This window comes from Streptomyces endocoffeicus (genome assembly GCF_016741935.1).
Classification (GTDB): Bacteria; Actinomycetota; Actinomycetes; order Streptomycetales; family Streptomycetaceae; genus Streptomyces; species Streptomyces endocoffeicus.
The window spans coordinates 130,979-154,578 of sequence record NZ_JAERRG010000026.1; the positions used below are offsets into that span (position 1 = coordinate 130,979).

At 72.5% G+C, this 23,600-nt stretch carries 26 protein-coding genes; 22 read left to right on the forward strand and 4 right to left on the reverse strand.

Annotated elements, in window-relative coordinates; all coding sequences use genetic code 11:
• Positions 1–92 precede the first annotated feature (92 nt).
• The gene (locus JK364_RS42185; RefSeq protein ID WP_240813168.1) at positions 93–656 is read left to right on the forward strand and encodes an ABC transporter permease; all 564 of its coding nucleotides are present in this window, start codon (positions 93–95) and stop codon (positions 654–656) included.
• Between the two features lie 26 nt (positions 657–682).
• The gene (locus JK364_RS42190; RefSeq protein WP_201856730.1) at positions 683–1,735 is read left to right on the forward strand and encodes an ABC transporter substrate-binding protein; all 1,053 of its coding nucleotides are present in this window, start codon (positions 683–685) and stop codon (positions 1,733–1,735) included.
• Between the two features lie 16 nt (positions 1,736–1,751).
• Here JK364_RS42190 and JK364_RS42195 read toward each other — a convergent pair whose 3' ends face one another.
• The 4 genes from JK364_RS42195 to JK364_RS42210 all read right to left on the reverse strand — a co-directional run bounded on the left by JK364_RS42195 (position 1,752) and on the right by JK364_RS42210 (position 6,633).
• Positions 1,752–3,086 (reverse strand): MFS transporter, encoded by a 1,335-nt coding sequence (locus tag JK364_RS42195; protein WP_307841546.1) that lies wholly within the window; start codon positions 3,084–3,086, stop codon positions 1,752–1,754.
• Entirely contained in the window at positions 3,083–3,865 is a 783-nt protein-coding gene (locus JK364_RS42200; RefSeq protein WP_201856731.1) for an LLM class F420-dependent oxidoreductase, read from the reverse strand. Before JK364_RS42200 ends, JK364_RS42195 begins: the two co-directional genes overlap by 4 nt.
• A gap of 109 nt (positions 3,866–3,974) precedes the next feature.
• On the reverse strand, positions 3,975–4,991 hold the full coding sequence (locus JK364_RS42205) for a zinc-dependent alcohol dehydrogenase (RefSeq protein ID WP_201856732.1): 1,017 nt from the start codon (positions 4,989–4,991) through the stop codon (positions 3,975–3,977).
• 76 nt (positions 4,992–5,067) lie between these two features.
• Complete coding sequence (locus JK364_RS42210) at positions 5,068–6,633, reverse strand: MFS transporter (RefSeq protein ID WP_201856733.1); 1,566 nt, start codon at positions 6,631–6,633, stop codon at positions 5,068–5,070.
• A 344-nt stretch (positions 6,634–6,977) separates the two neighbouring features.
• Between JK364_RS42210 and JK364_RS42215 the strand changes: the two genes are divergently transcribed.
• From JK364_RS42215 to JK364_RS42310, 20 genes are all read left to right on the forward strand, one after another.
• The gene (locus JK364_RS42215) at positions 6,978–7,727 is read left to right on the forward strand and encodes a helix-turn-helix transcriptional regulator (protein WP_201856734.1); all 750 of its coding nucleotides are present in this window, start codon (positions 6,978–6,980) and stop codon (positions 7,725–7,727) included.
• Positions 7,728–8,033: 306 nt separating this feature from the next.
• Positions 8,034–8,285 carry an acyl carrier protein gene (locus tag JK364_RS42220; RefSeq protein WP_020871025.1) on the forward strand — a complete coding sequence of 84 codons (252 nt, stop codon included), beginning with the start codon at positions 8,034–8,036 and terminating at the stop codon, positions 8,283–8,285.
• A gap of 39 nt (positions 8,286–8,324) precedes the next feature.
• Complete coding sequence (locus JK364_RS42225; protein WP_201856735.1) at positions 8,325–9,566, forward strand: beta-ketoacyl-[acyl-carrier-protein] synthase family protein; 1,242 nt, start codon at positions 8,325–8,327, stop codon at positions 9,564–9,566.
• On the forward strand, positions 9,563–10,708 hold the full coding sequence (locus JK364_RS42230) for a beta-ketoacyl synthase N-terminal-like domain-containing protein (RefSeq protein WP_201856736.1): 1,146 nt from the start codon (positions 9,563–9,565) through the stop codon (positions 10,706–10,708). The genes JK364_RS42225 and JK364_RS42230 overlap by 4 nt, the downstream gene beginning before the upstream one ends.
• Positions 10,705–11,865 (forward strand): beta-ketoacyl synthase N-terminal-like domain-containing protein, encoded by a 1,161-nt coding sequence (locus tag JK364_RS42235; RefSeq protein ID WP_201856737.1) that lies wholly within the window; start codon positions 10,705–10,707, stop codon positions 11,863–11,865. The genes JK364_RS42230 and JK364_RS42235 overlap by 4 nt, the downstream gene beginning before the upstream one ends.
• The gene (locus tag JK364_RS42240) at positions 11,862–12,854 is read left to right on the forward strand and encodes a hypothetical protein (RefSeq protein ID WP_201856738.1); all 993 of its coding nucleotides are present in this window, start codon (positions 11,862–11,864) and stop codon (positions 12,852–12,854) included. The genes JK364_RS42235 and JK364_RS42240 overlap by 4 nt, the downstream gene beginning before the upstream one ends.
• Positions 12,854–14,164: a beta-ketoacyl synthase N-terminal-like domain-containing protein gene (locus JK364_RS42245; RefSeq protein ID WP_201856739.1), complete on the forward strand. Its 1,311-nt coding sequence runs from the start codon at positions 12,854–12,856 to the stop codon at positions 14,162–14,164. Before JK364_RS42240 ends, JK364_RS42245 begins: the two co-directional genes overlap by 1 nt.
• On the forward strand, positions 14,161–15,333 hold the full coding sequence (locus tag JK364_RS42250; protein ID WP_307841547.1) for a beta-ketoacyl synthase N-terminal-like domain-containing protein: 1,173 nt from the start codon (positions 14,161–14,163) through the stop codon (positions 15,331–15,333). Before JK364_RS42245 ends, JK364_RS42250 begins: the two co-directional genes overlap by 4 nt.
• On the forward strand, positions 15,330–16,121 hold the full coding sequence (locus tag JK364_RS42255) for an SDR family oxidoreductase (protein ID WP_201856740.1): 792 nt from the start codon (positions 15,330–15,332) through the stop codon (positions 16,119–16,121). Before JK364_RS42250 ends, JK364_RS42255 begins: the two co-directional genes overlap by 4 nt.
• Positions 16,118–16,444, forward strand: a complete 327-nt coding sequence (locus tag JK364_RS42260) for a DsrE family protein (RefSeq protein ID WP_201856741.1) — start codon at positions 16,118–16,120, stop codon at positions 16,442–16,444. Before JK364_RS42255 ends, JK364_RS42260 begins: the two co-directional genes overlap by 4 nt.
• Positions 16,444–16,851 (forward strand): DsrE family protein, encoded by a 408-nt coding sequence (locus tag JK364_RS42265; protein WP_201856742.1) that lies wholly within the window; start codon positions 16,444–16,446, stop codon positions 16,849–16,851. The genes JK364_RS42260 and JK364_RS42265 overlap by 1 nt, the downstream gene beginning before the upstream one ends.
• A gap of 3 nt (positions 16,852–16,854) precedes the next feature.
• A complete protein-coding gene (locus JK364_RS42270; protein WP_020871035.1) occupies positions 16,855–17,250 on the forward strand; it encodes a hypothetical protein in 396 nt (131 codons plus the stop codon).
• Between the two features lie 56 nt (positions 17,251–17,306).
• Positions 17,307–18,425, forward strand: coding sequence for a beta-ketoacyl synthase N-terminal-like domain-containing protein (locus tag JK364_RS42275; RefSeq protein ID WP_201856743.1), 1,119 nt, complete (start codon positions 17,307–17,309; stop codon positions 18,423–18,425).
• A gap of 37 nt (positions 18,426–18,462) precedes the next feature.
• Positions 18,463–19,530 carry an ACP S-malonyltransferase gene (locus JK364_RS42280; RefSeq protein ID WP_230993306.1) on the forward strand — a complete coding sequence of 356 codons (1,068 nt, stop codon included), beginning with the start codon at positions 18,463–18,465 and terminating at the stop codon, positions 19,528–19,530.
• A 34-nt stretch (positions 19,531–19,564) separates the two neighbouring features.
• Positions 19,565–19,819: an acyl carrier protein gene (locus JK364_RS42285; RefSeq protein WP_201856744.1), complete on the forward strand. Its 255-nt coding sequence runs from the start codon at positions 19,565–19,567 to the stop codon at positions 19,817–19,819.
• A 1-nt stretch (position 19,820) separates the two neighbouring features.
• Positions 19,821–20,225 carry a 3-hydroxyacyl-ACP dehydratase FabZ family protein gene (locus JK364_RS42290; RefSeq protein ID WP_201856745.1) on the forward strand — a complete coding sequence of 135 codons (405 nt, stop codon included), beginning with the start codon at positions 19,821–19,823 and terminating at the stop codon, positions 20,223–20,225.
• Positions 20,222–20,743 (forward strand): 3-hydroxyacyl-ACP dehydratase FabZ family protein, encoded by a 522-nt coding sequence (locus JK364_RS42295; protein ID WP_201856746.1) that lies wholly within the window; start codon positions 20,222–20,224, stop codon positions 20,741–20,743. The genes JK364_RS42290 and JK364_RS42295 overlap by 4 nt, the downstream gene beginning before the upstream one ends.
• 34 nt (positions 20,744–20,777) lie before the next feature.
• A complete protein-coding gene (gene fabG, locus JK364_RS42300) occupies positions 20,778–21,581 on the forward strand; it encodes a 3-oxoacyl-ACP reductase FabG (protein ID WP_230993307.1) in 804 nt (267 codons plus the stop codon).
• 96 nt (positions 21,582–21,677) lie between these two features.
• A complete protein-coding gene (locus JK364_RS42305; protein ID WP_201856747.1) occupies positions 21,678–22,463 on the forward strand; it encodes a DsbA family protein in 786 nt (261 codons plus the stop codon).
• A 147-nt stretch (positions 22,464–22,610) separates the two neighbouring features.
• Positions 22,611–23,540 carry an alpha/beta hydrolase gene (locus tag JK364_RS42310; protein WP_201856748.1) on the forward strand — a complete coding sequence of 310 codons (930 nt, stop codon included), beginning with the start codon at positions 22,611–22,613 and terminating at the stop codon, positions 23,538–23,540.
• Positions 23,541–23,600: the final 60 nt, after the last annotated feature.

The window sequence follows — 23,600 nt, forward strand, 5'->3', positions numbered from 1 at the left end:
CGGAGTTCTATCTTCCGGCTCCGCTGGACCTCGCGCGGCAATTCCTCGATGACGTCTTCCACGGTGATCTCGTCGACTACACCGAGGAGACGGTGTGGGAGGCGCTGGCGGGCAGCGGTATCGGCATCGGAGTGGCGCTGCCGCTCGGCTATCTGATCGCCCGCAGCGAGATCGCCGCGGCGGCCCTCCAGCCGTATGTGGCCGCCTCGCAGGCCATGCCCGCGGTGGCGCTGGCCCCCCTGCTGGCCCTGTGGATCGGGTACGGACTGCTGCCCATCGCGGTCCTCTGCGCGCTGCTGGTCTTCTTCCCCATCCTCGTCAACACCGTACTGGGGCTGCGTTCGCTGGACCCCGATGTGATGGGGGCCGCGCGGGTGGACGGGGTGGGGTGGTGGGGGATGCTCTGGTACATCGAGCTTCCGCTCGCCCTGCCCAGCGTCCTCGCGGGGGTGCGCAACGGCCTCACGCTCTCCATCACCGGCGCGGTCGTCGGCGAATTCGTGATGGGCGGCGACGGACTGGGGCAGCTGCTGTCGGTGCAGCGCCAGGAGGCCGACACCATCGGACTGTTCTCGACGCTCGTCATGCTCGGCCTTCTCGCCGCCGTCTCGTACGGAGTGGTCCGCCTGGTCGAGCGGCTCGTTCAGCGCGACTGACAACTTTCACCCAAGAGGAGAAGTACGTGCGTTTCGTGCAGACGTCCATGCGGCGTGCTCACAGACATCGGGTCACCGGCGCGGCCGCCCTCGCCTCGGTGGTGGCACTGACCACTTTGACCTCATGCGCCGAGGAGCCGAAGAACGCGGGGGCCAAGGGCGGCGCAAGCATCACCGTGGGGCTGACCTACACCCCCAACATCCAGTTCTCGCCGTTCTATGTGGCCGTCGAAAAGGGCTACTACAAGGACGCCGGACTCAATGTGGAACTGCGCCACCACGGCGCGGCCGAAGATCTCTTCGGGGCTCTCACATCGGGCAAGGAAGATGTGATCTACGCGGGCGGCGACGAGATGCTTCAGGCGCGCGCCAAGAATGTGCCGGTCGTGGACATCGCCACCTTTTACCAGAAATACCCGGTGGGGCTGATCGTGCCCAAGGAATCCGAGATCCGGACCCCCGCCGACCTCAAGGGCCGGAAGATCGGCACCCCCGGCGCCTTCGGCGAGACCTATTTCGGTTTGCTGGCGCTCCTGAAGGAGGGCGGCCTTTCCACCAAGGACGCCAAGGTACAGAACATCGGCTTCACCCAGCAGGCGGCCCTCACCGGAAACAAGGTCGAGGGGGTGATGGGCTATCTGAACAATGACGCCGTCTCGTTCAAGGAGGCGGGCAAGGCCGTCCGGTCGATAACCCTCAACTCGGGCTCGGCGGGGGACCAGCTGGTCGGCGTGGGTCTGGGCGCCAAGAAGAAGACGCTCGACAAGCGCGGCGAAGACATCAAGAAGTTCGTCGACGCGTCTTTGCGCGGATTGCGCTATGCGATCGACCACCAGGACGAGGCCATCAAGCTCAGCGAGAAGTACGTACCGGGACTGCGCGGCGAGAAGCAGAAGAACAACGCTCGCGCGGTGCTCAAGGCCACGGCGCCGCTGATGAAGAACGACCAGGGCGAGCTGGGCGTGATCGATCCGCAGACCTGGACCCGGATGGCCGACTTCATGTACGACCAGGGGCTCCTGGAGAAGAGCGTCACGCCTGAGGATGCCTACGACACGTCGTATCTGCCCAAGTCGTAGTCGCGCTGGACGGCGGTCAGGGGTTCGTCGTCCGGCTGTGCAGCGCGGCGGCCACCGTGAACGCGGCCGCCGCGCCCAGCGCGAGGGCCAGCCAGCCGCCCGTGGCCGAGGCGTTGGCCACGACGAACAGCCCGATCGGTGGGCCGGAGGCGGTACCCAGGTTCCAGGCCAGCGACGCCAGGGCGCTCGCCCGGCCCACCGCCGCCTCGCCCGACCAGCGCAGCAGCAGCGGGTAGAAGGCGGAGGAGTACATCAGCTCGCCCGCCGCGAAGATCACCGCGAAGGCCAGCAGCAGCCCGTACCGCACGGCGGCCGGGGCCGCCTCCCCGGCCAGTGCCGCGCCCAGACCGCAGCCGAACGCCCCGGTCCACAGCACCGGACCGGCGGCCAGGCTCACGGTCTCCGGCAGCCGTTCCAGCCGGCGGCGCAGCAGCGGCTGCAGGGCGATCAGGGCGAAGGAGTTGGCCGCCACCACCGCGCTGACCCAGCCCAGCGTGACCGCCATACGGTCGTGCATCAGCAGCGGTACGGTCGCCTCGATCTGGGTGAAGCCGACGATGGCGAAGAGCGCCTGGGCCAGGATCAGCAGCGCCATCGGGCGCGCCCGCAGCAGGGTCCGATAGGTCGGCCCGGCGCCGGACGGCTTAGGTGGTGTCCGATCCCCTCCCCGCCCCTTCCCGCTACCAGGGGCTTCGCCCCTGGACCCCGTATGCGGCTCCGCCGCGTGGTCCGCCGGACCCCCCGTAGTGGGCTCGGCCCGGGGCCGTACGCCCAGGATCACCGCGATCAGCGGCAGCGCCGCCAGCCCGTTGGCCAGGTACAGCCAACGCAGCGCCCCCACCGGGGTGGCCGCGCCGTGCAGCGCGAGCCCGGCCGCGACCGAACCCAGCCCGATCCCGGCGTTGTTGACGATGTGCCGGATGGCGAAGGCCGAGCGGCGGCCGCTCTCGGGGACGGCGGTGTCCACGATGCCCACGATCGAGGCGTAGAAGAGCCCGAAGCCCGCACCGACGCACACCCCCGAGGCGAGCACCAGCGCCACCGAACCGGCGGGTGCCAGCAGGGCGTACCCGACCGCGAGCGCCGCGCCGCCCAGCGCGCCCACCCGGTGCGGGCTGCCCCGGTCGGCCAGCGGCCCGCCGGCCAGGGCGGCGGCGAAGCTGGCCGCGGCCATCGCGATGAAGTAGCCGCCCGCCGCCCGGCCGCCGAGCCCCAGCAACTGGCTGATGTAGATCGAGGTGAACGGGAAGCACAGCCCGTTGCCCAGACTGGAGAGCAGCAGCGCGCCCATGAGCAGGCCGAAGCGGCGCCCCAGGGGCGTACGGGGCGCCGTGGCGCGTATGGCCGTCACGGGGTGAGCGCGGCCCGCACCTTGAGCAGCTCCTCGACCCTGCGCAGGTCGTACGGGGCCGGGAGGGAGAGCACCACATGGACCGCCCCGGCCTCGGCGAACCCCTCGACCAGCGGCAGCTGATCCGGGTTGACCATCACCGTACGGGCCACCGCGCCCGGGTCCCGGCCGACCCGTTCGCACCACTCGTCCAGCACCCCGCTCAGCTCGCGGAACTCGGCGACCGGGTCCTCGGAGGCCCAGCCGTACCAGTTCCACCAGTCGGCCTCGCGGGCCACCAGCTCCAGGGTGCGCCGCCGCCCGGCGCCGCCGATCAGCAGCGGAAGCGGGCCCGCGGGGCCGGGGTTGAGCTTGGCCAGCCGCTCCTTGACGGCGGTGACGGACGCGGCGAAGGCGTCCATCCGCCCGGCCGGTCCGGGGAAGGGCAGCCCGTACTCGGCGTGCTCGGCCTCGAACCAGCCCGCGCCAAGCCCCAGCACCAGCCGCCCGCCGCTGAGCTGGTCGACAGTGCGGGCCATGTCAGCCAGCAGATGCGGATTGCGGAACGCGGTGCAGCTCACCAGCGGCCCGATGGTGGCCCGCTGGGTGTCGACCGCCATCGCGGACAGCAGCGACCAGCACTCGAAGTGGCGCCCGGCGGGGTCGCCGGTGTGCGGCAGGAAGTGGTCCCAGGTCCACAGCGAGTCGACCCCGATGGCGTCGGCCTCCCGCCACGCGGTGCGCAGCTCGGCGATTCCGGTGTGCTGGGGGTGGAGTTGGACGCCTACGCGCAGGGACACGGAGGGGAATCCTTTCTCTTGGCGGTTCGGGCGAAAGCGCTGTGCGGCTCTCTTGGCGGTTCGAGCGAAAGCGCTGTGCGGCAGCGCCGCGGAGGGGCGCCGCGCGCGGCTACGGCGTGACGACGACGCGGTAGACGGGCGTCTCCGCGGCCTGCTTGAGCGCCTTCTCGACCTCGTCCAGCGAGTAGCGTGCCGTGACCAGCGTCTCCAGCCGCCCGGACAGCTCCCCGCCGCGCAGCAGTTCGGCGGCGGCGCGCCAGTCGTCCGGCTCATGGCTGAAGGAGCCGGTGACGGTCAGCTGGCGGCGGTGCACCTCATAGCCGGGGAGTTCGGCGGGCGGGCCGCCGGGGCCGCCGCCGTAGAGGACGATGGTGCCGCCGTCGGCGACCGCGGCGAGCGCCGTGGCGATGGCCTCCTTGGAGGCGATGGTCACGAAGACCACGTCGGCGGGCGGCAGTTGGCCGACGTCCTCGGGGGTGACGGCCGCGCCGGCGCCCGCCGCCGCGATGGCGGCCAGCCGCTGCTCGTCGCGTTCGACCACCGCGACGCCGCGGGCCTGGAGGCGCGTGGCGACGGCGAGGTGGAGATGGCCCATGTAGCCGGCGCCGATGACGGTGACCCGGTCCCCGGCGCGGAAGCCGCCGCGGCGCAGCGAGTGGACCACACAGGCCAGCGGCTCGCCCATGGCGGCGACGGCGGGGTCGGCGTCGCCGACCGACCACACCCGGGAGGCGGGCAGGGCGATGTACTCGGCGAGCCCCGCGCCCATGGTGATCGCGCCGTCCTCCCGCTTGTGCCCCTGGAGCGCGACGCAGATGGCGGTCTGGCCGCGCCGGCAGCTGCGGCAGGCGCCGCAGCGCGGCAGTCCGTCGAGGGCGACGAGGGAGCCGACGGCGGGCATGTCCTCCAGCGTGGCGGCCTTGGCGCCGATCCGCTCGACCCAGCCGGATATCTCATGTCCGGCGGCGGCGGGGTAGACCGTCATCCGCCCCGCGTAGAGATTGGCCTCCATGGTGCAGATGCCGCAGGCCGCGATGCGTACCAGCACCTCGGAGTCACCGATGTCGGGGACGGGTATCTCTCTGGTCTCCACCTGGCCTGCCGCCGTGATGACAGCTGTCCGCATGTGAACTGCCTTCCCCGTTTACGGATGTTGTGCCGGGAGGCTATGCCGGGGCGACGGGGGTGGCAAGGAAGAAGGATCACATGCTGGATCGTGCTCCGGAAGATGTCTTGCGGAAGCCCCACCAGACGATCAGGGCTCCGGCCGCGGCGGCGGCCGCGCCGACGACGGAGGCCACGTGCATGGCGTGGACGAACCCCTGGTCGGCGATGTCCGACAGCCGGGGCAGCCGCATCTTCGCGCCGAGCAGCCGGGTGGCCTCGGGCGACTCCGCGGCGCCGTCGGCGGCACGGGACGGCAGTCCGTTCAGGCGCGGGGTGACCCGGTCGCGGTAGACGCTGACCAGGACCGAGCCGAGGACCGCCACTCCGAGGACCCCGCCGATCTGCCGCAGCGAGTTGTTGACGGCGGAGCCCGCGCCGGTCCGGTCGGCGGGGAGGATCGCCATGATGGCCTCGGTGGTGGGGGCGACGGCCGCGCCCATGCCCAGGCCCTGGAGGATGAGGAAGACCCAGAACAGCGGCAGTCCGCTGTGCTCGTCGAGGAATACGTAGGCGACGAATCCGGAGGTGGCGATCAGCATGGCCGCGGTGACGACCGGGCCCACCCCGTAGGCCCGTACGAGCTTGGCCGAGAGCGGGGCGCCCAGCAGCACGCCGAGGGCGACCGGGGCGATGGAGAGACCGCACTCCAGCGGGGTCTGGCCGTGGACGCCCTGGAGGTAGAAGCTGGTGTAGTACATCGAGCCGTTGAGCCCGAAGAACGTGAGCATGACGGCGACGCTGGCGCCGGTGAAGCGGATGTCGCGGAAGAGCCGGACATCGAAGCTGGGGTTGGCGACGCGCAGTTCGACGAGCACGAAGACCGCGACCAGCAGCACACCCCCGGCCAGCGCGCCGACGATGGCCGGGTCGGTCCAGTCGTTGCGGTGGCCGCCCTCGATGACGCCCCAGACGATGGCGAAGAGCCCGGCGGTGGAGAGCACCACGCCCAGCGGGTCGAACTTCTGCCGCACCCGGGTCACCACACCGGGCAGGAACACGAACGATCCGGCCACGCACGCCACCACGATCGGCACGTTCACCAGGAAGACCGAACCCCACCAGAAGTGGTCGAGCAGCACTCCACTGAGCATCGGCCCGGTGGCGATCGCGATGGCACTGGAACCCGACCAGATGGCGATGGCGGTGGCCCGGTGCCGCTCGTCGAAGACCTGGGCGATCAGGGCGAGGGTCGCGGGCATGATCAGGGCGCTGCCGATGCCCATCGCGCCGCGGGCCACGATCAGTTCGGTGGCCGAGCCGGAGTAGGCGGCCCAGACGGAGGCCGCGCCGAAGAGCACCATGCCGGTGAGGAGTAAGCGGCGGTGGCCGTAGCGGTCGGCGAGCACCCCGCCGGTGAACAGCAGCACCGCGAAGACCAGGGTGTAGGAACTGATGCTCCACTGGAGCTGATTGGGGCTGGCGCCGAGCCCCTCGGTGGGGTCGGCCAGGGTCTTGAGGGCGACGTTCAGCACGGTGTTGTCCAGCCACACCGCGAGTTGGGACAGGACGAGCACCGAAAGCGCGAGCCATTGGCGACCGGTGGGGGAGTCCGAAGGACCGGCCTGGTTGGCATCAGTGGTCGCGGTGTTCTGTGCAGCCATGGGGGCGGCGCCTTTCGGGACCCAAGGCATGGTGGGGGGTCCGCGTCGTATGGCTAGGGATGGCGTGCTGGCTCCAGAGGAAGTTACCAATCCGTCGAGCGGAGGCGCAGCCCCTTGCCGGCACGGGGAGGTGTCGTGGCCGGAACGCGAGGGTATTTCCCGGCGGGAAGTGCCCCATAAGGAGCGATCTTCCTTGCCGTGTGCCAGGGGGCTCGTTAGTGTTCCCGGAAAGGGAACGGGGGTGTCCTTTGAGCCATTTCGGAATTCAACCAAATGGGCGAGTGCCTATTGACGGATTTGACGGGGAGGTGGGCACGGGGGGCGCGGTTCGAACGGAGCCGGACATGGGTTCTGACAACCTGGAGGAGACTCTGGGCCAGGCGTTACGCCTCCTGGAGTCCGCCGTGCACCACCACCGCCGCTCCGCGCTGGCCTCGGCGTCCGCCGAACTGCCGGTGGACGGGGAGGCCGTGGCCGGGTGGGTGGCGCGGCTGGTGCTGCGCGCCGAGCGGGATGTGATCTGGAGTCTGCCGGAGGTCATGGGCGAGGACCACGCCCGGCTCGTCGGGCAGACGCTCGCCCAGCTGGCGGGCAAGGGGGTCAGGACCCGGATGCTGTGCCCGCCGGCGGTCATCCGGGGCGCGGCGTGGCAGCGTTCGGTGGGCACCGTGACGCGCCTGGAGGTGCGCGTCTTCGAAGGGGTGCGGCAGGAGTTGGTGGTCGTGGACGGCGCGGCGGTCATCGCGCCCGACGCCTCGCCGGGCGAGCCCGGCGGCTCCCACGCCTCGATGATCCAGAACTCGACGGTGGCCGATATGCTGCACCAACTGCTGTGCGGCATGTGGGACACGGCTCAGCGCCCGATGCGGCCGCTGTCGTTCGAGGGCGGTGCGCGCGGCCGGGTGCTGCGCGAGGTGCTGACGCTGATGGCGGAGGGCTACAAGGACGACGCCGCGGCGCGCAAACTCGGCCTTTCGGTGCGTACCTACCGTCGCTATGTGGCCGACATCATGCGGGACCTGCAAGTCGAATCGCGGTTCCAGGCCGGAGTGCGCGCCGTGCGCGCCGGGCTGATGGAGTCCGACCCCGACTAGGGTCCGTCAGAAGGACCCTGGGGCGGGCCGTCGCACCGGGAAGGCAGCCGGGTTGTTGGCGGTTTGAACGTTATTGGCACGCTTCTGTCCACCGGCGACCTGGCAGCTTCCTGCAGATTCCATCTTCTGACCGCGGGGTAACCGGCTGCCGTCTGCAGCTTTATGACACGCCGACTAGTCGAACGCTGGTGTTCATCGGGTGCGTGACAGCTAGTGGACTCTGGGGTTGTCCCCTCCCGGACCGGCGCCTAGCGTCAGCGGAAGCTTCGTCGCTTTGCCCATGCCCGAAAATGGAGGTGCGCGGTAATGACCGCCATCGTCGAAGAGCGTCGTGAAACCATCAAGGAAATCGTCACCGATATTCTTGAGATCGACCCCGACGAGGTCACCGAGACCAGTCTCTTCAAAGAAGAGCATGACGCGGATTCACTGCGTGCCATTGAAATACTCGCGGCATTGGAGAAAACCTTCAACATTGTCATAGACCAGTCCGAACTCAGCCGGATGGTAAACCTCCGGGGCGTCTATGAGGTTGTCTCCGACGCGGCGGGCTGGTGACCGCCGGATCCTGGCGGACTCCTCGGAAGGCAGGGCGAAATGCGTGGTGAGCCGGGTCGTAGGGTCGTTGTCACCGGCCTCGGGGCGGTGTCCGGCATCGGCATCGGCGCGGCGGAATTCCTCGCCGGACTGCGCGCCGGGAAGAGCGCGGCGGGGCCCATCACCGCGTTCGACACGGAGGGCTTCGACCGCTCTACGGCGTGTGAGGTCAAGGATTTCGAGCCGGACCGGTGGATTCGAAATCTCGATGTGCGGACGCTGGGCCGGGCGAGCCGGTTCTCGGTCGCGGCGGCCCGTATGGCGGTGGCCGACGCCGGATTCCCCGAGCCGGAGAGCGCGCTGCGCGACATCCCCTGTCTGATCTCCGTCGGCACGACCGACGGCGAGTCCAGGGACCTGGACCATCTGGTCGAGGAGGAAGTGGACCTGGGGCCCGAGCGGATGGATCCCACGGTCGCCCGGCGGGTGCCCGCGGGACGGCTGTCGAGCTCGATCGCCCAGGAGTTCGGCCTCACCCGCGCCGAGGCGGTCACCCTCCCCACCGCGTGCGCCGCCGGGAACTACGCGGTCGGCTACGGCTACGACGCCATCCGCGGCGGGGACGTGGACGTGGCGCTGTGCGGCGGGGCCGACGCGCTGTGCCGCAAGACCTTCACCGGCTTCTACCGCCTGGGCACCATCGCCCCCGAGCGCTGTCAGCCCTTCGACAAGGACCGCAAGGGCATCCTGACCGGCGAGGGCGCGGGCATCCTGGTGCTGGAGAGCCTGGAGTCGGCGCTGGCCCGCGGCGCCCGTATCTACGCCGAGGTGCTCGGCTACGGCCTCAACTGCGACGCGGACCACCCCGTGGCCCCCAACCAGGACAGCGTGGTCCGCTGTATGCGGCTCGCCCTGGAGAACGCCCGGGTCAAGCCGGACGAGGTCGACTTCATCTCCGCGCACGGCACCGGCACCAAGGCCAACGACATCACCGAGGCCCGCGCCATCCGCCAGGTCTTCGGGGACACCGCCCCGCCGCGCACGGTCTCCATCAAGTCGATGATCGGCCATTCCATGGGCGCCGCCGGGGCCCTGGCCTCGATCGCCTGCTCCCTCGCGCTCACCGAGGGCTTCATCCCGCCGACCATCAACCATGACCACACCGACCCCGAGTGCGGTCTGGACTGTGTCCCCAACCAGGCCGTGACAGCGGACCTGAAGGTGGTCCAGAACAACGGGCTGGCCTTCGGCGGCAACAACGCCGTCGTCATCTTCGGCAAGGCCCGAGCGGACTGGTCATGAGCCAGCTGGTGACGGGCGCGGGCGCGGTGGCGAGCGTGGGCGACGGCGTCGACGAGGTCTTCCGGGCCCTGTGCGCGGGCACCAGCGGACTCGGCGAACTGCGCGGCTTCGACCGGGAGCGGTACCGGACCCGGCACGCCTACGAGATCGACGACCGCCCCGCGCCCGGCACCGACCTCCCGGGCCGCGCCACCGACTGGCTGCTGCGCGCGGTCGGCGAGGCCGCGGCCCAGGCGGGGCTCGGCGAGGACCTGAGCGAGGTGCCCGTCCTCATCGGCACCGGGCTGCGGGAACTGCGTTCGGCCGAGCTCGCGTGGCGCGACGGCACCCCTTTCGACATCGGTCGGCTGCACTTCGGTACCGCGCTGCGCGAACGTTTCGGCGCGGTCCGCACCCACACCTTCTCGGGGGCCTGCTCGGCCTCCCTCTACGCGCTCGCACTCGCCGCCGACCTGCTGGCCACGGGCGCCGAGGACACTGTCGTGGTGGCCGGAGTCGACACCCTCACCGAGTCGATGTACGGGCTGCTGGACCGCGTCAACAGCGAACCCCCCGACCGCGTCCGGCCGTTCGACCGGGACCGCCGCGGGGTGCTCATGGGCGACGGCGCGGCCGCCGTGGTGCTGCGCCGGGAGGAGCCCGGCGCCGAGGGCCGCGCGCTCGGCCGGGTGCGCGCCGTCAGCATGAACTGCGACGCGAACCATGTGACCGCCCCCGACCCCCAGGGCATCGCGCGGGCGGTGTACGAGGCGCAGTGGCGGGCGGACGTCAAACCCGGCGACATCGACCTGGTGCTGCTGCACGGGACCGGCACCCAGCTGAACGACGCCGCCGAGGCGGCCGCCATCGCCGAGGTCTTCGGCCGCGAGGTCAGCGGGCCCCTGATGACCGCCATAAAGTGCATGACCGGCCACACCTCGGGCGGCTCCGGGCTGCTCAGCCTCATCGTCGCGCTGGAGTCCCTGGCCTCCGGCCGGGTGCCGCCCACTCTGGGCCTGGCCGAACCGCTGCCCGAGGCCGAGGCGTTCCGCTTCGTCCGGGAGGAGGCGCGGGAGGACGGGGATCTGCGGGTCGCGCAGATCGACGCGTTCGGCTTCGGCGGGGTCAACGCGGTCGCCATCGTCGAGAGGGCCGGCCGATGACGCGAGGCCCCGGCGAAGTCGTCGTCACCGGCGTCGGCCTGGCCGTCCCCGAGGCCGGCACCCCCGAGGCGCTGCTGCGCCGCACCGCCTGCCCCGTCACCGGGCCCGCCCCCGAACCGTTCGACACCGCCGCCCGGATCGGCCGCCGGGGCCACCGCTACAAGGACCGGGCCACCCGGCTGGCGCTGTGCGCCGCGCTGGAGGCGCTGCGGAACGCCGGGCTGATCCCCTCCGACGGCGAGGAGGTGACCGTGCCCGGCGACACCATCGGCGTGGTCGCCAGCTCCAACCTGGGCAACCTCGACACCGCCTGCCTCACCGCCGCCGCCATCGCCGAGCGGTCGGCCGTGGACCTCAGCCCCATGAGCCTGCCGAACGCCTCCAGCAATGTGATCGCCTCCTGGGTGGCCATCCGCCACGGGCTGCGCGGCCCCAACCTGATGCTGTGCAACGGGGCGACCTCCGGCCTGGACGCCGTGCACTGGGGCGCCACGCTGGTCGCCGCGGGCCGGGTCCGGCGCGCGGTGGTGATCGGCGTGGAGACCCACAACGCCGTCGTGGAGGATCTGCTCGGCCGGTCCGCCGGTGAACTGCTGGACGGCGCGGCCGCCATCGTCGTCGAGGGGGCGCGCTGGGCCGAGGCCCGGGGGGCGCGAGCCGTCGCCGCCCTCGGGCCGTACGAACGGCGGGCCGGGCTCGGCGGCTGCGTCGAGGCCCTGCTGCCCGACGGCGCCGCCCCCGGCGTCTGGTTCACCCCCGAGCGTTACGCCGAGGGGCCCGCCGGGGCCGTGCCGGTGCCGGGGGCCGTGCCGCGCTACGACGTCACCGATGCGGTGGGCCGGGCCTCCGGGGCCCTCGGGGTGCTCCAGTGCGCGGCGGCCGTCGGCTGGCTGGCCCGCGCCGGGGCGGGGGCCGGAGCCGATCCGGAAGCGGCAGCGGGGGCGGGGGCGGGAGCGGGAGCGGGAGCCGGGAGCGCTTTCGGGGCCGCCGGTCCCGGGGCCGCGCCGGACCCGGTGCCCGCGTTCCGCCAGGCGCTGATCACCAGCGGGGACGACACCGCGGACGCCGTGGCCGGACTGCTGCTGCGCCCCACGCCCGACCGGCGCCCCCCGCACCCCGCACGTGCCCCCCTTATCTCCATGGAGTGTTCCCGATGACCGCCGCCGCCCCGCCGATGTCGACCAAAGCCCTGCTGACGGACGTCACCACCGTCCGGCTGCGCCCGCGCTACGAGGGGTCGAACATCTGCACCTGGATCGGCTTCAAACACGTCAACTACCTCGTCGAGGAAGCCGTGCTGGTGCACTTCGCGGATTCCGGTGCGCCCGCCCGGCGGCTGTACGAGGAGCACGGTCTCGGGCTGGACATCGTCGCCCTGGAGACCCGCATCCTGCACGCCTTCCACATGGACGACGTGGCCGAGGCCGAGGTGGTGCCGGACACCGAGGACGACGACCGCACCCTCGGCTTCCGGGTGACCCTCCGGGTGGAGCGCGACGGCTCGGTCCTCAAGGCCGTGGCCGCCAAGGTGCGGGTCTCGCTGCGCGCCGACACCTATCTGCCGGAGGCCGGCGAACCCCCCGCCGAGTTCGCGCCCTTCGTGGTGGACCGGCTGGGGGCCGAGGCGCGCCCGGGCGAGCTGGCGCCGGTCCGGATGGTGCTGGCGGACGGGGACGAGGCCGCCGTCCTGGCGTCGCTGACCGCGGGCCGCAACGCGTACGCCTGGAAGTGGAACATCCCGTACCCCTACTGCCACTTCACCGAGCGGCTCCAGATGTCCGGCTATCTGCGGCTGCTGGAGGAGGCCAAGGACCGCTTCGTCCTCGACCGCGGCATCTCCATCAAGACCCTGCTGGACGACCGCAAATGGATACCGGTCGTCCCCCAGTCCTCGGTGCGCGTCATCGACGAGGCGGTGATGGAGGAGGACCTCTACTCCGTCTACACGGTCGAGGAGATCTTCAAGGACCTCACCTACACCGCCCGGATGGACTGCTTCGTGGTCCGCGACGGCGCGCTCACCCTCACCGCCACCGGCCGGATCACCCACGGCTACGCGGTGATCGACAGCCGCAGCGACTGGCGGCTGGTCCCCTTCGACCGGCGGGTGCTGGACGCGCTCGGCGGAGAACAGAGCGGCACCTGATGGACGACGTACTGGTCACCGGCCTCGGCGCGCTGTCCCCGCTGGGCGCGGGCGTCGCCGCCTTCTGGCGCGGGATGCACAAGGCGGGCACCGCGCCGTCGCGGGTCCCCGATCCGCTCGCCCATATGGACCATCCGCTGATGTACCTGGTGCCGGAGGCCGACCTTCCGGACGGGCCCGAGGAGCAGGACGGGCTGCCGCTCGGGCGCGGCTCGCGGTTCGCGCTCGCGGCGGCGCGCGAGGCGGTCGCCGACGCGGGGCTCGCCGCGCTGCCGGGGGCCTCCGGGGTGCCGGGGCCGGGGGCCGGGCCGGGTACGGGGCCGTACGCCATGGGGTCGTACGCCGCGGGGCCGTACGCCGCGGGCGGCGGGCTCGATCCGCGCCGGGTGGCCGTCGCCCTCAGCACCGGTATGGGCGACACGGATCTGCACGAGGGCTGGTGGACCGGCGAGGCCCCGGCATCCGGCCGCTGGGCGCCCCCCTTCCCGCTGGCCTCGGTGGTCGGCGGGTGGTTCGGCGCCCAGGGCGTCAACACCTGCGTCAGCAACGCGTGCGCCGCCAGCGGCTACGCGCTCTCGGTGGGCGCCGATCTGATCCGCTCCGGCGAGGCCGACGTGGTCATCGCGGGCGGCGCCGAGGCGTACTCCCGGGTCGCCCTGGCCTGCTTCAACCGGCTGGGCGCCATCGACCCCGAGCGCTGCCGCCCGTTCGCCGTCGAGCGGCAGGGCACCGTCTTCGGCGAGGGTGCCGCCGTGCTCGTCCTGGAGTCCGCCACGCACGCCCGCGCGCGCGGCGCGCGTACCGTCTACGGCCGTCTGGCGGGCGCCGGCTGGAGCTGCGACGCCTACCACGCGACCGCCCCCGAGCCCTCCGGAGAGCAGATCGAGCGCGCGATGCGCGAGGCGCTGCGGGAGGCGGGGGCCGGGACCGGATCCGAGTCCGGGGCCGGGTCCGGGGCCGAGTCGGGCGGGCTGGGGTTCGTGATCCCGCACGGCACCGGCACCGAGCTCAACGACGTGGTGGAGAGCCGGGTACTGGACGCGCTGACCCCCCGTACGCCCCTCTACAGCGTCAAGGCGCTCATCGGGCACACGGGCGGCGCGGCGGGCGCCTTCGCCGCGCTGGCCGCCAGCTTGGTGCTGCACCACAGGACGCTGCCGCCGAACGTGCCGGTCGGCGAGCGGGACCCGGAGTGCGCGGTGCCGCTGCCGTCCGGCTCCGCGCCCATGACCGGGGCGTACGGGCTGGTCAACGCCTACGCCTTCGGGGGCAACAACATCTCGCTCGTCTTCGGGGAGGCCGCCGCGTGAGCGACGCACGTGCGGCCGCCGGGCCGCGGATGGCGACGAAAGCCGCGCCTCCGCGCCGCGCGGGCGGAGAAGCGAACAAGGAGGCAGCGCGCGACGAACCGGCCGTCGGCCTGGTGGTGACGGGTATCGGCACCGTGGGCGCGGACGGCTTCGACTTCCGTACGGCGCTCGGCCGCCACGGCTACAAGTACCTGCCCGCCGCCTCCCAGTACTTCCTCGCCGCGGCCAAGCGCGCGCTGGCCCAGGCGGGGCCGGACGCCCTGGAGGCGGTCGGGCCCGAGGAGCGGGGCGCCGCGGTGGGCACCAACAGCGCGGCCGTCGCCCTGCACCACACGATGGACCGTACGGTCACGGCCACCGGGGCGGCCGACCTGTCCCCGGTCACCGCGCCCTACTTCTCCATCAACCTCTTCGGCAGCCGGCTGGCCACCGAACACGACCTCAAGGGCTTCAACCTCACCTTCACCAGCCCCCGGGTCGCGGGCCTGGAGGCGCTCCAGACCGGCCAGCGCGCCCTCGCCACCGGCCGGGCCCGGCGGCTGCTGGCCGGTGCCACCGAGGAGGCGCTGCCCGACGGCGAGCCGGGGGCGGACACCTCGGAGGCCGGAGCCGTCGCGCTGGTGCTGGAGCCCGAACCGGCCGCCCGGAGCCGGGGAGTGGCGGCGCTGGGCCGGGTGGGCGTCCGCTCGTTCTTCCTGCCGCCGAAGGCGGCCGCCTCCGCCGAGGGGGCCGAGCACGCCGCGGCGCTGCTGCGGGACGCGCTGGACGCCCTCGGCCACCGGCCGGACCGGCCGCTGGCCGTCACCGCCGTCCTCGACGGCTCCCCGGTCGGCGAGGCCATGGCGGCGGCGCTGGACGAGAAGGCGCTGGGCGGGCGGGCCCTGGCGGGGAAGCCCGAGCGGGTCCCGGCGGGCGCGGGCGCCCTGGAGCCGGTGGCACGCGTGGCCGCCGCCCTCGCCGCCCCGGACGGCCACCCCCACGCCGTGGTCACCGCGGCGGCCGAGGGGAACGCCGCCGTCTGCCTGATCACCCCCGGCGACGCGAACGCCGTGCCGGGCGCGCCCGCCGGGACCGATGCGGGCGTCATGCCGGGCGCGCCCGCCGAAGCCGACGCGGGCGCCGGAAGCGAGCAGCCGATGAGCGGACGACGGAGGGCGAGCGACCGATGATCACCCGTCTCGAAGGTTCCTGGTGCCTGGTCCTGGGCGCCTCCAGCGGTATGGGCCTGGCCATCGCCCATGAACTGGCCCGCGAGGGCGTCCACATCCTCGGCGTCCACTTCGACACCACCGACGGCCAGGAGAAGGCCGCCGTCGCCCGGGAGGAGATGCGCGGCCGGGGCGTCGAGGCCCACTTCTTCAACGCCAACGCCGCCTCCGCCCGCACCCGCGAGGAGCTGCTGCCCCGGTTCGAGGAGCTGACCGGCGGTACGGGCATCCGGATCGTGGTGCACTCCCTCGCCTTCGGCACCCTGCTGCCGTACGTCGGCGCCGAGGGCGAGGACAGCCTGACCGCCCGCCAGATGAACATGACGCTCGATGTGATGGCGCACTCGCTCGTCTACTGGACCCAGGACCTGTTCACCGCGGGGCTGCTGCGCCAGGGCGCCAAGGTGTACGCGATGACCAGCGCCGGGGGCGCCAGGGTGATGCCCCACTACGGCGCCGTCTCCGCCGCCAAGGCCGCCCTGGAGTCCCACGTACGCCAGCTCGCCCTGGAGCTCGCCCCCTCCGGCATCGCCGTCAACGCGCTGCGCGCCGGGGTCACCCCGACCCCGTCCATGGAGCGCATCCCCGGCAGCGACCGGCTCGCCGCCCACGCCCGGGACCTCAATCCGCACCGGCGGCTGACCCGGCCCGAGGACGTCGCCGAGGCGGTCTCGCTGCTCTCGCGCACCGACTCCTCCTGGATCACCGGCAATGTGATCGGCGTGGACGGCGGTGAGCTGCTGACATGACGGCCCATCTGCTGATCGAGAGCGGCGGGCCGCAGACCGGACCCGCCTGTGAGCGGTTCCTCGGCGATGCCGCGCGGCTGGCCAGGGACGGCCACCAGGTGGTGCTGTTCCTCGTGGAGAACGGCGTGACCGCCGCCGTCCCCGGCACCGCCCCGGGCATCGAGACGTTCCTGGGCGACGGCGGCGAACTGTGGGTGGACACCTTCTCCGCCGCCCAGCGCGCCCTGCCCGCCGCCGATCTGACGCCCCGGGCACGGCTGGTGGAGATGGACGACGTGGCCGCCAAGCTGCTGGAGCCGCGGATCAGGGCGGTGTGGCACTGATGCCCAGGCCCGTCCCCCGTACCGATGTACTGCTCAACCTCTTCGGCGCGCCCCACCAGACCGACCTGGTCACCTCGGCGCTGCGGCTGGCGGCCGCGCTGCTGCGCCGGGGCGCCCGGGTGCAGATCTGGACCTGCGGCGACGCCACCCGGCTGACCGGCGCGGCCCTCGGCGACACCAAACCGCGCGACTACACCGACCTGGGGCGCGAGCACCCCTCCACCGCCCGCCTCGTCCGCGAGCTGATCGAGGACCACCCCGACCGGCTGTACTGGTACGTGTGCCGCTTCTGCGCCGAGGAGCGCGGCGCCGCCGACCAGATCCCGCAGGTCCGCACGCGGGCGCCGTTCGTCTTCGCCGAGCATGTGAACGCGGCGGACAAGAGCCTGCTCATGGGGGTGTGCTGAGCCATGGGTGACCAGGCGCGCTGGCTGCTGATCGTGGAGAAGGCGTACCGGGGCTCGATCGAGACCCAGTACGCCGACGTGCTGTACTGCGTGCCCGATCTGCACCGGCAGAGCGGCGGCTGCGATCTGGCGCTGCGCGGCCCCGCCGCCGGCTACGCCCTCGACACCGGCCCCCGGCCCTCGCTGCGCCTCGGCGGCCGCACCCTGGACACCCTGCCCCATCCGCCCACTTCCGTGGCGAAGCTGCTGGCCGCCGGGGTGACCGTGCTGGTCGAGGAGGACGGTCTGGCCGCGCTCGGCCGCACCGCCGCCGAGCGGCTGCTGCCCGGCGTACGCGTCATCGGGGGCGACGACCTCGCGGCCCGCTGGCCTTCCTACGAACAGGTGTGGTTCCTGTGACCCGCCGCTCCCGCTCCCACGGCCCCTTGGCCTCTACCGAAGGAGTACCCGAACCCATGGTCAACGCCCCCTCCGGGGCAGCCCCGGTCATCTCGGCATGGACCGCCGTATCGCCCCTGGGGCTGCGCGGGGCCGACTTCAGCGCGGCCCTGCGATCCGGCCGCTCGGCCGCCCGGCCGCTGGACCCCGAGGAGTGGTCGGCGCCGTTCCGCGAGGCGAGTCTCGTGCCCGACTTCCACATCCGGCAGATCCTCGGCCGCAAGGGCACCCGCTCCATGGACCGGGCCACCGGCCTTGCCGTCACCGCGATACGCCATCTGCTGACCGGGGAACGGGAGTACGGCGAGGGCGAGCGGCTGCCGGGGGTGGGCGAGGAGACCGGTCTCGCGCTCGGCACCAGCACCGGCTCCGCCCAGAGCATCATGGACTTCACCCGGGACTCGCTGGTGGGCGAGAAGCCCTTCTACGTGGACCCGGCCCGGTTCCCCAACACCGTGATGAACTGCGCGGCCGGCCAGTCCGCCATCTGGCACGGGCTCAGGGGCCCCAACACCACCATCGCGGGCGGCCGCGCCACCGGGCTGCTCGCCCTGCGGTACGCGATGCGGCTCCAGCGGGCCGGACGGGCCGAGGCCGTGCTGTGCGGGGCGGTCGAGGAGTTCTCCTCGGCCCGCGCCTGGCTGGAGTGGCACGCCCGCGCGGACGAGAACAGCGCCGCCGTGCTCGGCGAGGGCGCGGCCGTATGGCTGCTGGAGCCCGACGCCTCGGCGCGCGAGCACGGCCGCGAGGGGCTCGCCGAGGTGGTGGGCCTGGAGTTCGGCTGCGCCGCGGACGCGAAGGCCGCCCGTACGGTGCTCGCCGAGGCGATCGGCCGGCTGCTGGACCGCACCGGGGTGACCCCCGGCGAGCTGAGCGCCGTCGCCGACTCCGGCGCCCCCGGCGCCGAGGGGGAGGCCGAGCTCGCCGCCCTCGCCGCCGCCCTCGGCGGCAAGGAGCCGCCGCGGATCACGGCCGCCGACACCATCGGCGACACCTGCGCCGCCGCGGCGGCCTTCCAGATCGCCACCGTGCTCGCGATGGCCGAGCGCAAGGAGATCCCCTCCGGCGGAACCGCCCTGGTCACCACCGTGGACCGGGACGGTGTGGTCGGCGCGGCCCTGCTGCGGATCCGGTGACGGGCCGCCGCCCACCGAACTGAAGGAGCTGGTTGAGATGACGGACCGAGAGACGATGGCCGCGCCCCCCGCGCCCCCCGCGGCCGCCGCGCCCCCTGCGCGCGCCGCAGCCGCCGCGGCCCCCGGCGACGAGGCGCCCCGTACGGCGGACGAGGCGCCCCGTACGGCGCTGGTCTTCCCCGGGCAGGGCGCCCAGAAGGCGGGCATGGGCGAGGCGTGGCGGGACACCGAGTCCTGGGCGCTGGTGGCGGAGATCTCCGAGTACACCGGTGTCGACGTCGAGGAACTCCTGCTGAAGGCCGACGACGAGACGCTGCGCCGCACCGACCTCGCCCAGATCGCCGTCTTCACCATCGAGGTGCTCGCCCACCGCGAGGCGGCGGCCGCCGGGCTGCTGGGCGGGGTGGTGGCCTGCGCCGGGCACAGCCTGGGCGAGTACACCGCGCTGCACGCCGCCGGGGCCGTGCCGCTCGCCGAGACCGCCCGCCTCGTCGCCGCCCGCGGCCGGGCCATGCGCGCGTGCGCCGAGCGGTCGCCCGGCACCATGGCCGCCGTGGTGCGGCTCGGCCCGGAGACCGTGGAGGCGCTGGTCGGCCGGGTCCAGGAGGAGGGCGGCCAGGAGGACGGCGGCCAGGTCTGGATCGCCAATGTGAACGCGCCCGGCGCCATCGTGCTCTCGGGCACCGCCGAGGCCGTTGACCGGCTGGCCGAACTGGCCGTGGAGAGCGAGGGCAAGGTGATCCGGCTCGCCGTCGGCGGCGCTTTCCACAGCCCGCTGATGGCCGCGGCCGCCGACGAGCTGCGCGAGGCCCTGGCCGCCGTGCGCTTCGCCCCCGAGCACACCCCGGTCGTCGCCAACGTGGACGCCCGTTCGTACGCGACCGGCGAGCACTGGCGGGACCTCGAACTGACCCAGCTCACCAGCCCGGTGCGCTGGGAGGAGAGCGTCCGCACACTCGCCGGCGAGCTGGGCTGCGTCCGGTTCGTGGAGCTGGGCCCCGGACGTCAGCTGACCGGCATGATCCGCCGGATCGCGGACGGCGCGCTCACCGTCCCGGTCGAGTCGGCCGCCGCCCTCGCCAAGCTCACCACCCCCGAAGCGTGAGCCCCACGCTCTGAGAGCGGAAGGAGACCCCCGCATGGCCGACGCCACCGCCGCCCTGGACATGGACGAGCTGCGCACCTTCGTCGCGGATGTGCTCGACGTGGACGAGGAGGACGTCACCGACGACGCCGACTTCGTCAAGACCCTCGGCGTGGACTCCCTGATGGCCCTTGAAGTCATGGTCGTCCTGGAGAAGAAGTACTCGGTGAAGCTGGAGGAGCGGGAGATGAAGGACATCACCACGCTCCGGAAGGTGTACGACCTGCTCGCCTCGAAGATGGGGAAGTGAGATGACGGCGGCCGCGTGCGGGCCGGTGGACGGCACCGTGGAGGTCGTGGACCCGGGTGTCCCCGGTGAGCGGCCGGCCCGGTGCGTGGCCGTGGTCGGCGCGTCGGAGAAGGTGTTCGCCGGGCACTTCCCGGGGTTCGCCATCTTTCCCGGGGTGTGTGTGGTGGAGTACGTCCAGCGCGGCGCCCTCGCCACCATGCCGGAGCGCGAACCGGGCGGGCGCTGGGTCCTGGCGGCCGTCGAGTCCTCCCGCTTCCTCAGCCCGGTCTACCCCGGTGACGAGCTGACCAGCGAATACGTCTGGTCGCGCAAGGACGGTGGCTGGCGCTGCCGGGCCTCGGCGGCCACCGGGCGCGGGACCGCCGCGCAGATAAGGCTGCGCTTCGAGAACCGGGACGCCAGATGATCACCGTCGATCAGATCAGGCGGATGCTGCCGCACCGCTACCCCATGCTGCTGGTCGACCGGGTCACCGAGCTGGTGCCGGGCGAGCGGGCGACCGGGCTGAAGGCGGTCACCTGCAACGAGCCCTGGTACGAGGGGATGCCGGACACCGCGACCGAGGAGGACTACCACTATCCGTGGACGGTGCTCATCGAGTCCTGGTGCCATGTGGCCGGGGTGCTGGTCACCTGGGACCGGCCCAACCCCGATGTGCGCTCGGGCAAGGCGATGCTCCTCGGCGGCATCACGGACGCCGAGTTCCATCGGCCGGTGGTGCCCGGCGATGTGGTGGAGCACCATGTGCGGCTGGCCCGCCAGGTCGGCGAGACCTACGTCTTCGAGGGCGAGAGCCTGGTCGGCAAGGAGACCGCCCTCACCATAGGGCGGCTGACGATGACCATGCGCCCGGCCTCCGATCTGGCCGCCCCGCCCGCGACCGAGCCCCATGAGCCCGGACCGCCCGTGCCCGACCCGCTCTGACCGTAGACCACCCCCGGGAGAAGGACCTCACCGTATGTCCGACCGAATATCCGACGACACGGGCCGCGCATCCGGTGACGAGGAGCCGACGCCTGACGAGGAGCCGACGCCGCGCGTCGCGCTGGTCTCCGGCGGCTCCCGCGGCATAGGCCGGGCCACTGTGCTCCGGCTGGCCCGGGACGGTTTCGATGTGGCGTTCTGCCATCGCTCCAGCCCCGACGCCGCCCGTGAACTGGAGGAGGCGGCGGCGCGGCTGGGCGGCGGGCGGGTGCTCGGCCGGCAGACGGACGTCCGCGACGCGGGCGCGGTGCGCGAGCTGGTCGCCTTCACCGAGGAGTCGCTCGGCCCGGTCGAGGTCGCGGTCACCTCCGCCGGGATCACCCGGGACAATCCGCTGCTGCTGATGACGGACGAGGAGTGGCGCGGCGTCCTGGAGGTCAACCTGGACGGCACCTATCACCTGTGCCGTTCCGTGGTGTTCGGAATGATGAAACGCAAGTCCGGATGCGTCATCAACATCTCGTCCGTCGCCGGTGTCCACGGCAATGCGACCCAGACCAATTACGCGGCCTCCAAAGCGGGGATCATCGGCTTCACCAAGTCGCTCGCCAAGGAGGTCGGCCGGTATGGCATTCGAGCCAATGTGGTGGCACCCGGCTTCATCGAGACCGATATGACGGCCGAGCTCTCCGACCGGGCGCGCAAGGAGGCGGAGCAGAGCATCCCGCTGCGCCGCTTCGGCCGTCCGGAGGAGGTCGCCGACATGGTCGCGTACCTGGTCGGAGCGGAATATGTGACCGGTGCGGTGTTCCAGGTGGACGGCGGCATCGTCCTCTGACCGGCATCGCCGCACCGCTGTGCGGGCGGAGCGCACGGTGTGATCGCTCGCTGAACGAGCGTTACGCAGGAGACGGACGAGCGAGGAGGTACGGACGTGGCAGCCAAGCGCAGCAAAGTACCGCGGTTCTATTTCAATTTCCGCAGCCCGTACAGCTGGATCGCCTACCGTGATCTGATGGACCGCTATCCGGATGTCGCACAGGCGGTGGAATGGCATCTGTGGTGGGAGCCGGACGCGGACGGGGAGCGCCGTATGGCCGAACACGGCCATCACTTCCCCTATTCGGCGATGTCCCGGGAGAAGCATCTCTATATCCTCCAGGATGTGCGCCGGCTGACGACCGACCGCGGTCTCGCGGTCAGCTGGCCGGTGGATCACGATCCGGTCTGGGAGGTGCCGCATCTGCCGTACTTCCTCGCGCTCGACGCGGGGCTCGGCCCCGCCTGGATCGAGCGCGTGTACCGAGCGCGCTGGCAGGAGGGCCGCGACATCTGCGACCGTTCGACCATCGCGGACATCGCCGGGGAGCTGGGGCTGCCGGCCGAACGGGCGGCGGCGGCCGCCGATGACGAGGAGCTGCGCGTCGGCCGGGGGCTCCAGGCCCTGCTCGCGCTCAGCGACGCCGGGGCGTTCGGCGTGCCGTTCTTCACCCACGGCTATGACAAGTTCTGGGGCGTGGACCGGCTGGCGGCCTTCGTCGCCTCGGTCCGCTCGGGGTCCGGCTCGGGGCCCCGGTCGGGGTCCGGGTCCGGCTCCGGCGCCCGGTCCCGGGACACGCCCCCCGCCGGGGCGTCGGACGCGGACGTCGCCGAGCTGTCGGACGCGGACTTCGCCGCCGCCCGGTCGGCCGATCCGGGCCATGCCGGAGGCTGTGGCTGACTCTTCGCCCGCCCGCTCGTTCACACGTTGTCGCCCGTCCACCCGCCCGACCCGACCGCCCCGCCACCCGACCGCTCAGCCGCCCGTCCCGACCGAGACGAGAACGCCCTGACCGCCGACGGACACTCCCCCTCCTGGAGGACGCAGATGCCCGAGCCACGCCAGACGTCGGCGCGGCCTCCTTCCCTGGGAGCCCGCGCCCTCTCGGCCGCGGCCCTGCCGATCGCCCCGCTGTTCGGGGCCTCGCTGGCGTATCTGGCCTTCCATCCGCGGCGCCGGGCACAGCGGGAGCACCCCCGGGACCACGGGCTGCCCTGCACCGAGCTGAAGGTCCCCTTCGCGGCGCGGAAGCACCTCGACACCTGGCTGTGCCCGGGGTCCCCCGAGAAGGTGGTGGTGCTCGGGCACAGCATGGCGACGGCGAAGGACCACAGCCTCCGCCACGCCAAGTTCCTGCACGACGCCGGGTACACCGTCTGTCTGTTCGACCACCGCAACCACGGGGCCAGCAGCGACGACCGGGCGCTGTTCGGGCTCGGCGACCGGTTCGCGAGCGATGTCACCGCCGTGGTGTCCCATCTGCGCGGCCGGCGGGGGTACGGCACGGCGCGGATAGCCTTCTACGGCTTCTCGTTCTCGTGCTTCTCGTCCATGTGGGCGCTGACGCACGACGGGTTCGAACTTGACGCGCTGGTGTGCGACAGCGGGCCGGGGCATGACGTCCCGCCGCTGCTGCGCAAGTTCCTGGAGGCGGAGGCGCTGCCGCTGCCCGCCGTGCTGAAGCGCGAGCCCGCCCGTTCGGTGGTGGCGCGGACGCTGTGCGCGGTGGGACCGGCCATGCTCCGGGCCCAGTGGCCGCCACCCGCGACGGGCAAGTTCGCCAAGATCCCCCTGTTGTTCATGTCGGGCGAGCACGATGCGATCGTGCCGCCTTCCTCGGTGGACGCGCTGGCCGAACGCTACGCCCAAGCCGAGACGCACGTCCTGCCGGGAGCCGAGCATCTGCTCGGGCTGGAGACCGATCCTGAAGGCTACGCGAGCGTGGTGCTGGATTTCCTCGAGCGGGCCCTGGGGTAGCCACCTTGACCGTCCTCGACGGGACGGAACTTTTCGGAAGAGGGAAGAGAGAGCATGCAA

What these genes read in the sequence shown, in the direction of transcription:
- JK364_RS42225 (WP_201856735.1), top strand. Translation starts at nt 8,325, where the DNA reads ATGCGTGGTGAGCCGGGTCGTAGGGTCGTTGTCACCGGCCTCGGGGCG.
- JK364_RS42210 (WP_201856733.1), bottom strand. Translation starts at nt 6,633, where the DNA reads ATGGCTGCACAGAACACCGCGACCACTGATGCCAACCAGGCCGGTCCT.
- JK364_RS42220 (WP_020871025.1), top strand. Translation starts at nt 8,034, where the DNA reads ATGACCGCCATCGTCGAAGAGCGTCGTGAAACCATCAAGGAAATCGTC.
- JK364_RS42285 (WP_201856744.1), top strand. Translation starts at nt 19,565, where the DNA reads ATGGCCGACGCCACCGCCGCCCTGGACATGGACGAGCTGCGCACCTTC.
- JK364_RS42205 (WP_201856732.1), bottom strand. Translation starts at nt 4,991, where the DNA reads ATGCGGACAGCTGTCATCACGGCGGCAGGCCAGGTGGAGACCAGAGAG.
- JK364_RS42290 (WP_201856745.1), top strand. Translation starts at nt 19,821, where the DNA reads ATGACGGCGGCCGCGTGCGGGCCGGTGGACGGCACCGTGGAGGTCGTG.
- JK364_RS42265 (WP_201856742.1), top strand. Translation starts at nt 16,444, where the DNA reads ATGCCCAGGCCCGTCCCCCGTACCGATGTACTGCTCAACCTCTTCGGC.
- JK364_RS42215 (WP_201856734.1), top strand. Translation starts at nt 6,978, where the DNA reads ATGGGTTCTGACAACCTGGAGGAGACTCTGGGCCAGGCGTTACGCCTC.
- JK364_RS42235 (WP_201856737.1), top strand. Translation starts at nt 10,705, where the DNA reads ATGACGCGAGGCCCCGGCGAAGTCGTCGTCACCGGCGTCGGCCTGGCC.
- JK364_RS42230 (WP_201856736.1), top strand. Translation starts at nt 9,563, where the DNA reads ATGAGCCAGCTGGTGACGGGCGCGGGCGCGGTGGCGAGCGTGGGCGAC.
- JK364_RS42270 (WP_020871035.1), top strand. Translation starts at nt 16,855, where the DNA reads ATGGGTGACCAGGCGCGCTGGCTGCTGATCGTGGAGAAGGCGTACCGG.
- fabG (WP_230993307.1), top strand. Translation starts at nt 20,778, where the DNA reads ATGTCCGACCGAATATCCGACGACACGGGCCGCGCATCCGGTGACGAG.
- JK364_RS42240 (WP_201856738.1), top strand. Translation starts at nt 11,862, where the DNA reads ATGACCGCCGCCGCCCCGCCGATGTCGACCAAAGCCCTGCTGACGGAC.
- JK364_RS42295 (WP_201856746.1), top strand. Translation starts at nt 20,222, where the DNA reads ATGATCACCGTCGATCAGATCAGGCGGATGCTGCCGCACCGCTACCCC.
- JK364_RS42275 (WP_201856743.1), top strand. Translation starts at nt 17,307, where the DNA reads ATGGTCAACGCCCCCTCCGGGGCAGCCCCGGTCATCTCGGCATGGACC.
- JK364_RS42245 (WP_201856739.1), top strand. Translation starts at nt 12,854, where the DNA reads ATGGACGACGTACTGGTCACCGGCCTCGGCGCGCTGTCCCCGCTGGGC.
- JK364_RS42260 (WP_201856741.1), top strand. Translation starts at nt 16,118, where the DNA reads ATGACGGCCCATCTGCTGATCGAGAGCGGCGGGCCGCAGACCGGACCC.
- JK364_RS42280 (WP_230993306.1), top strand. Translation starts at nt 18,463, where the DNA reads ATGACGGACCGAGAGACGATGGCCGCGCCCCCCGCGCCCCCCGCGGCC.
- JK364_RS42310 (WP_201856748.1), top strand. Translation starts at nt 22,611, where the DNA reads ATGCCCGAGCCACGCCAGACGTCGGCGCGGCCTCCTTCCCTGGGAGCC.
- JK364_RS42255 (WP_201856740.1), top strand. Translation starts at nt 15,330, where the DNA reads ATGATCACCCGTCTCGAAGGTTCCTGGTGCCTGGTCCTGGGCGCCTCC.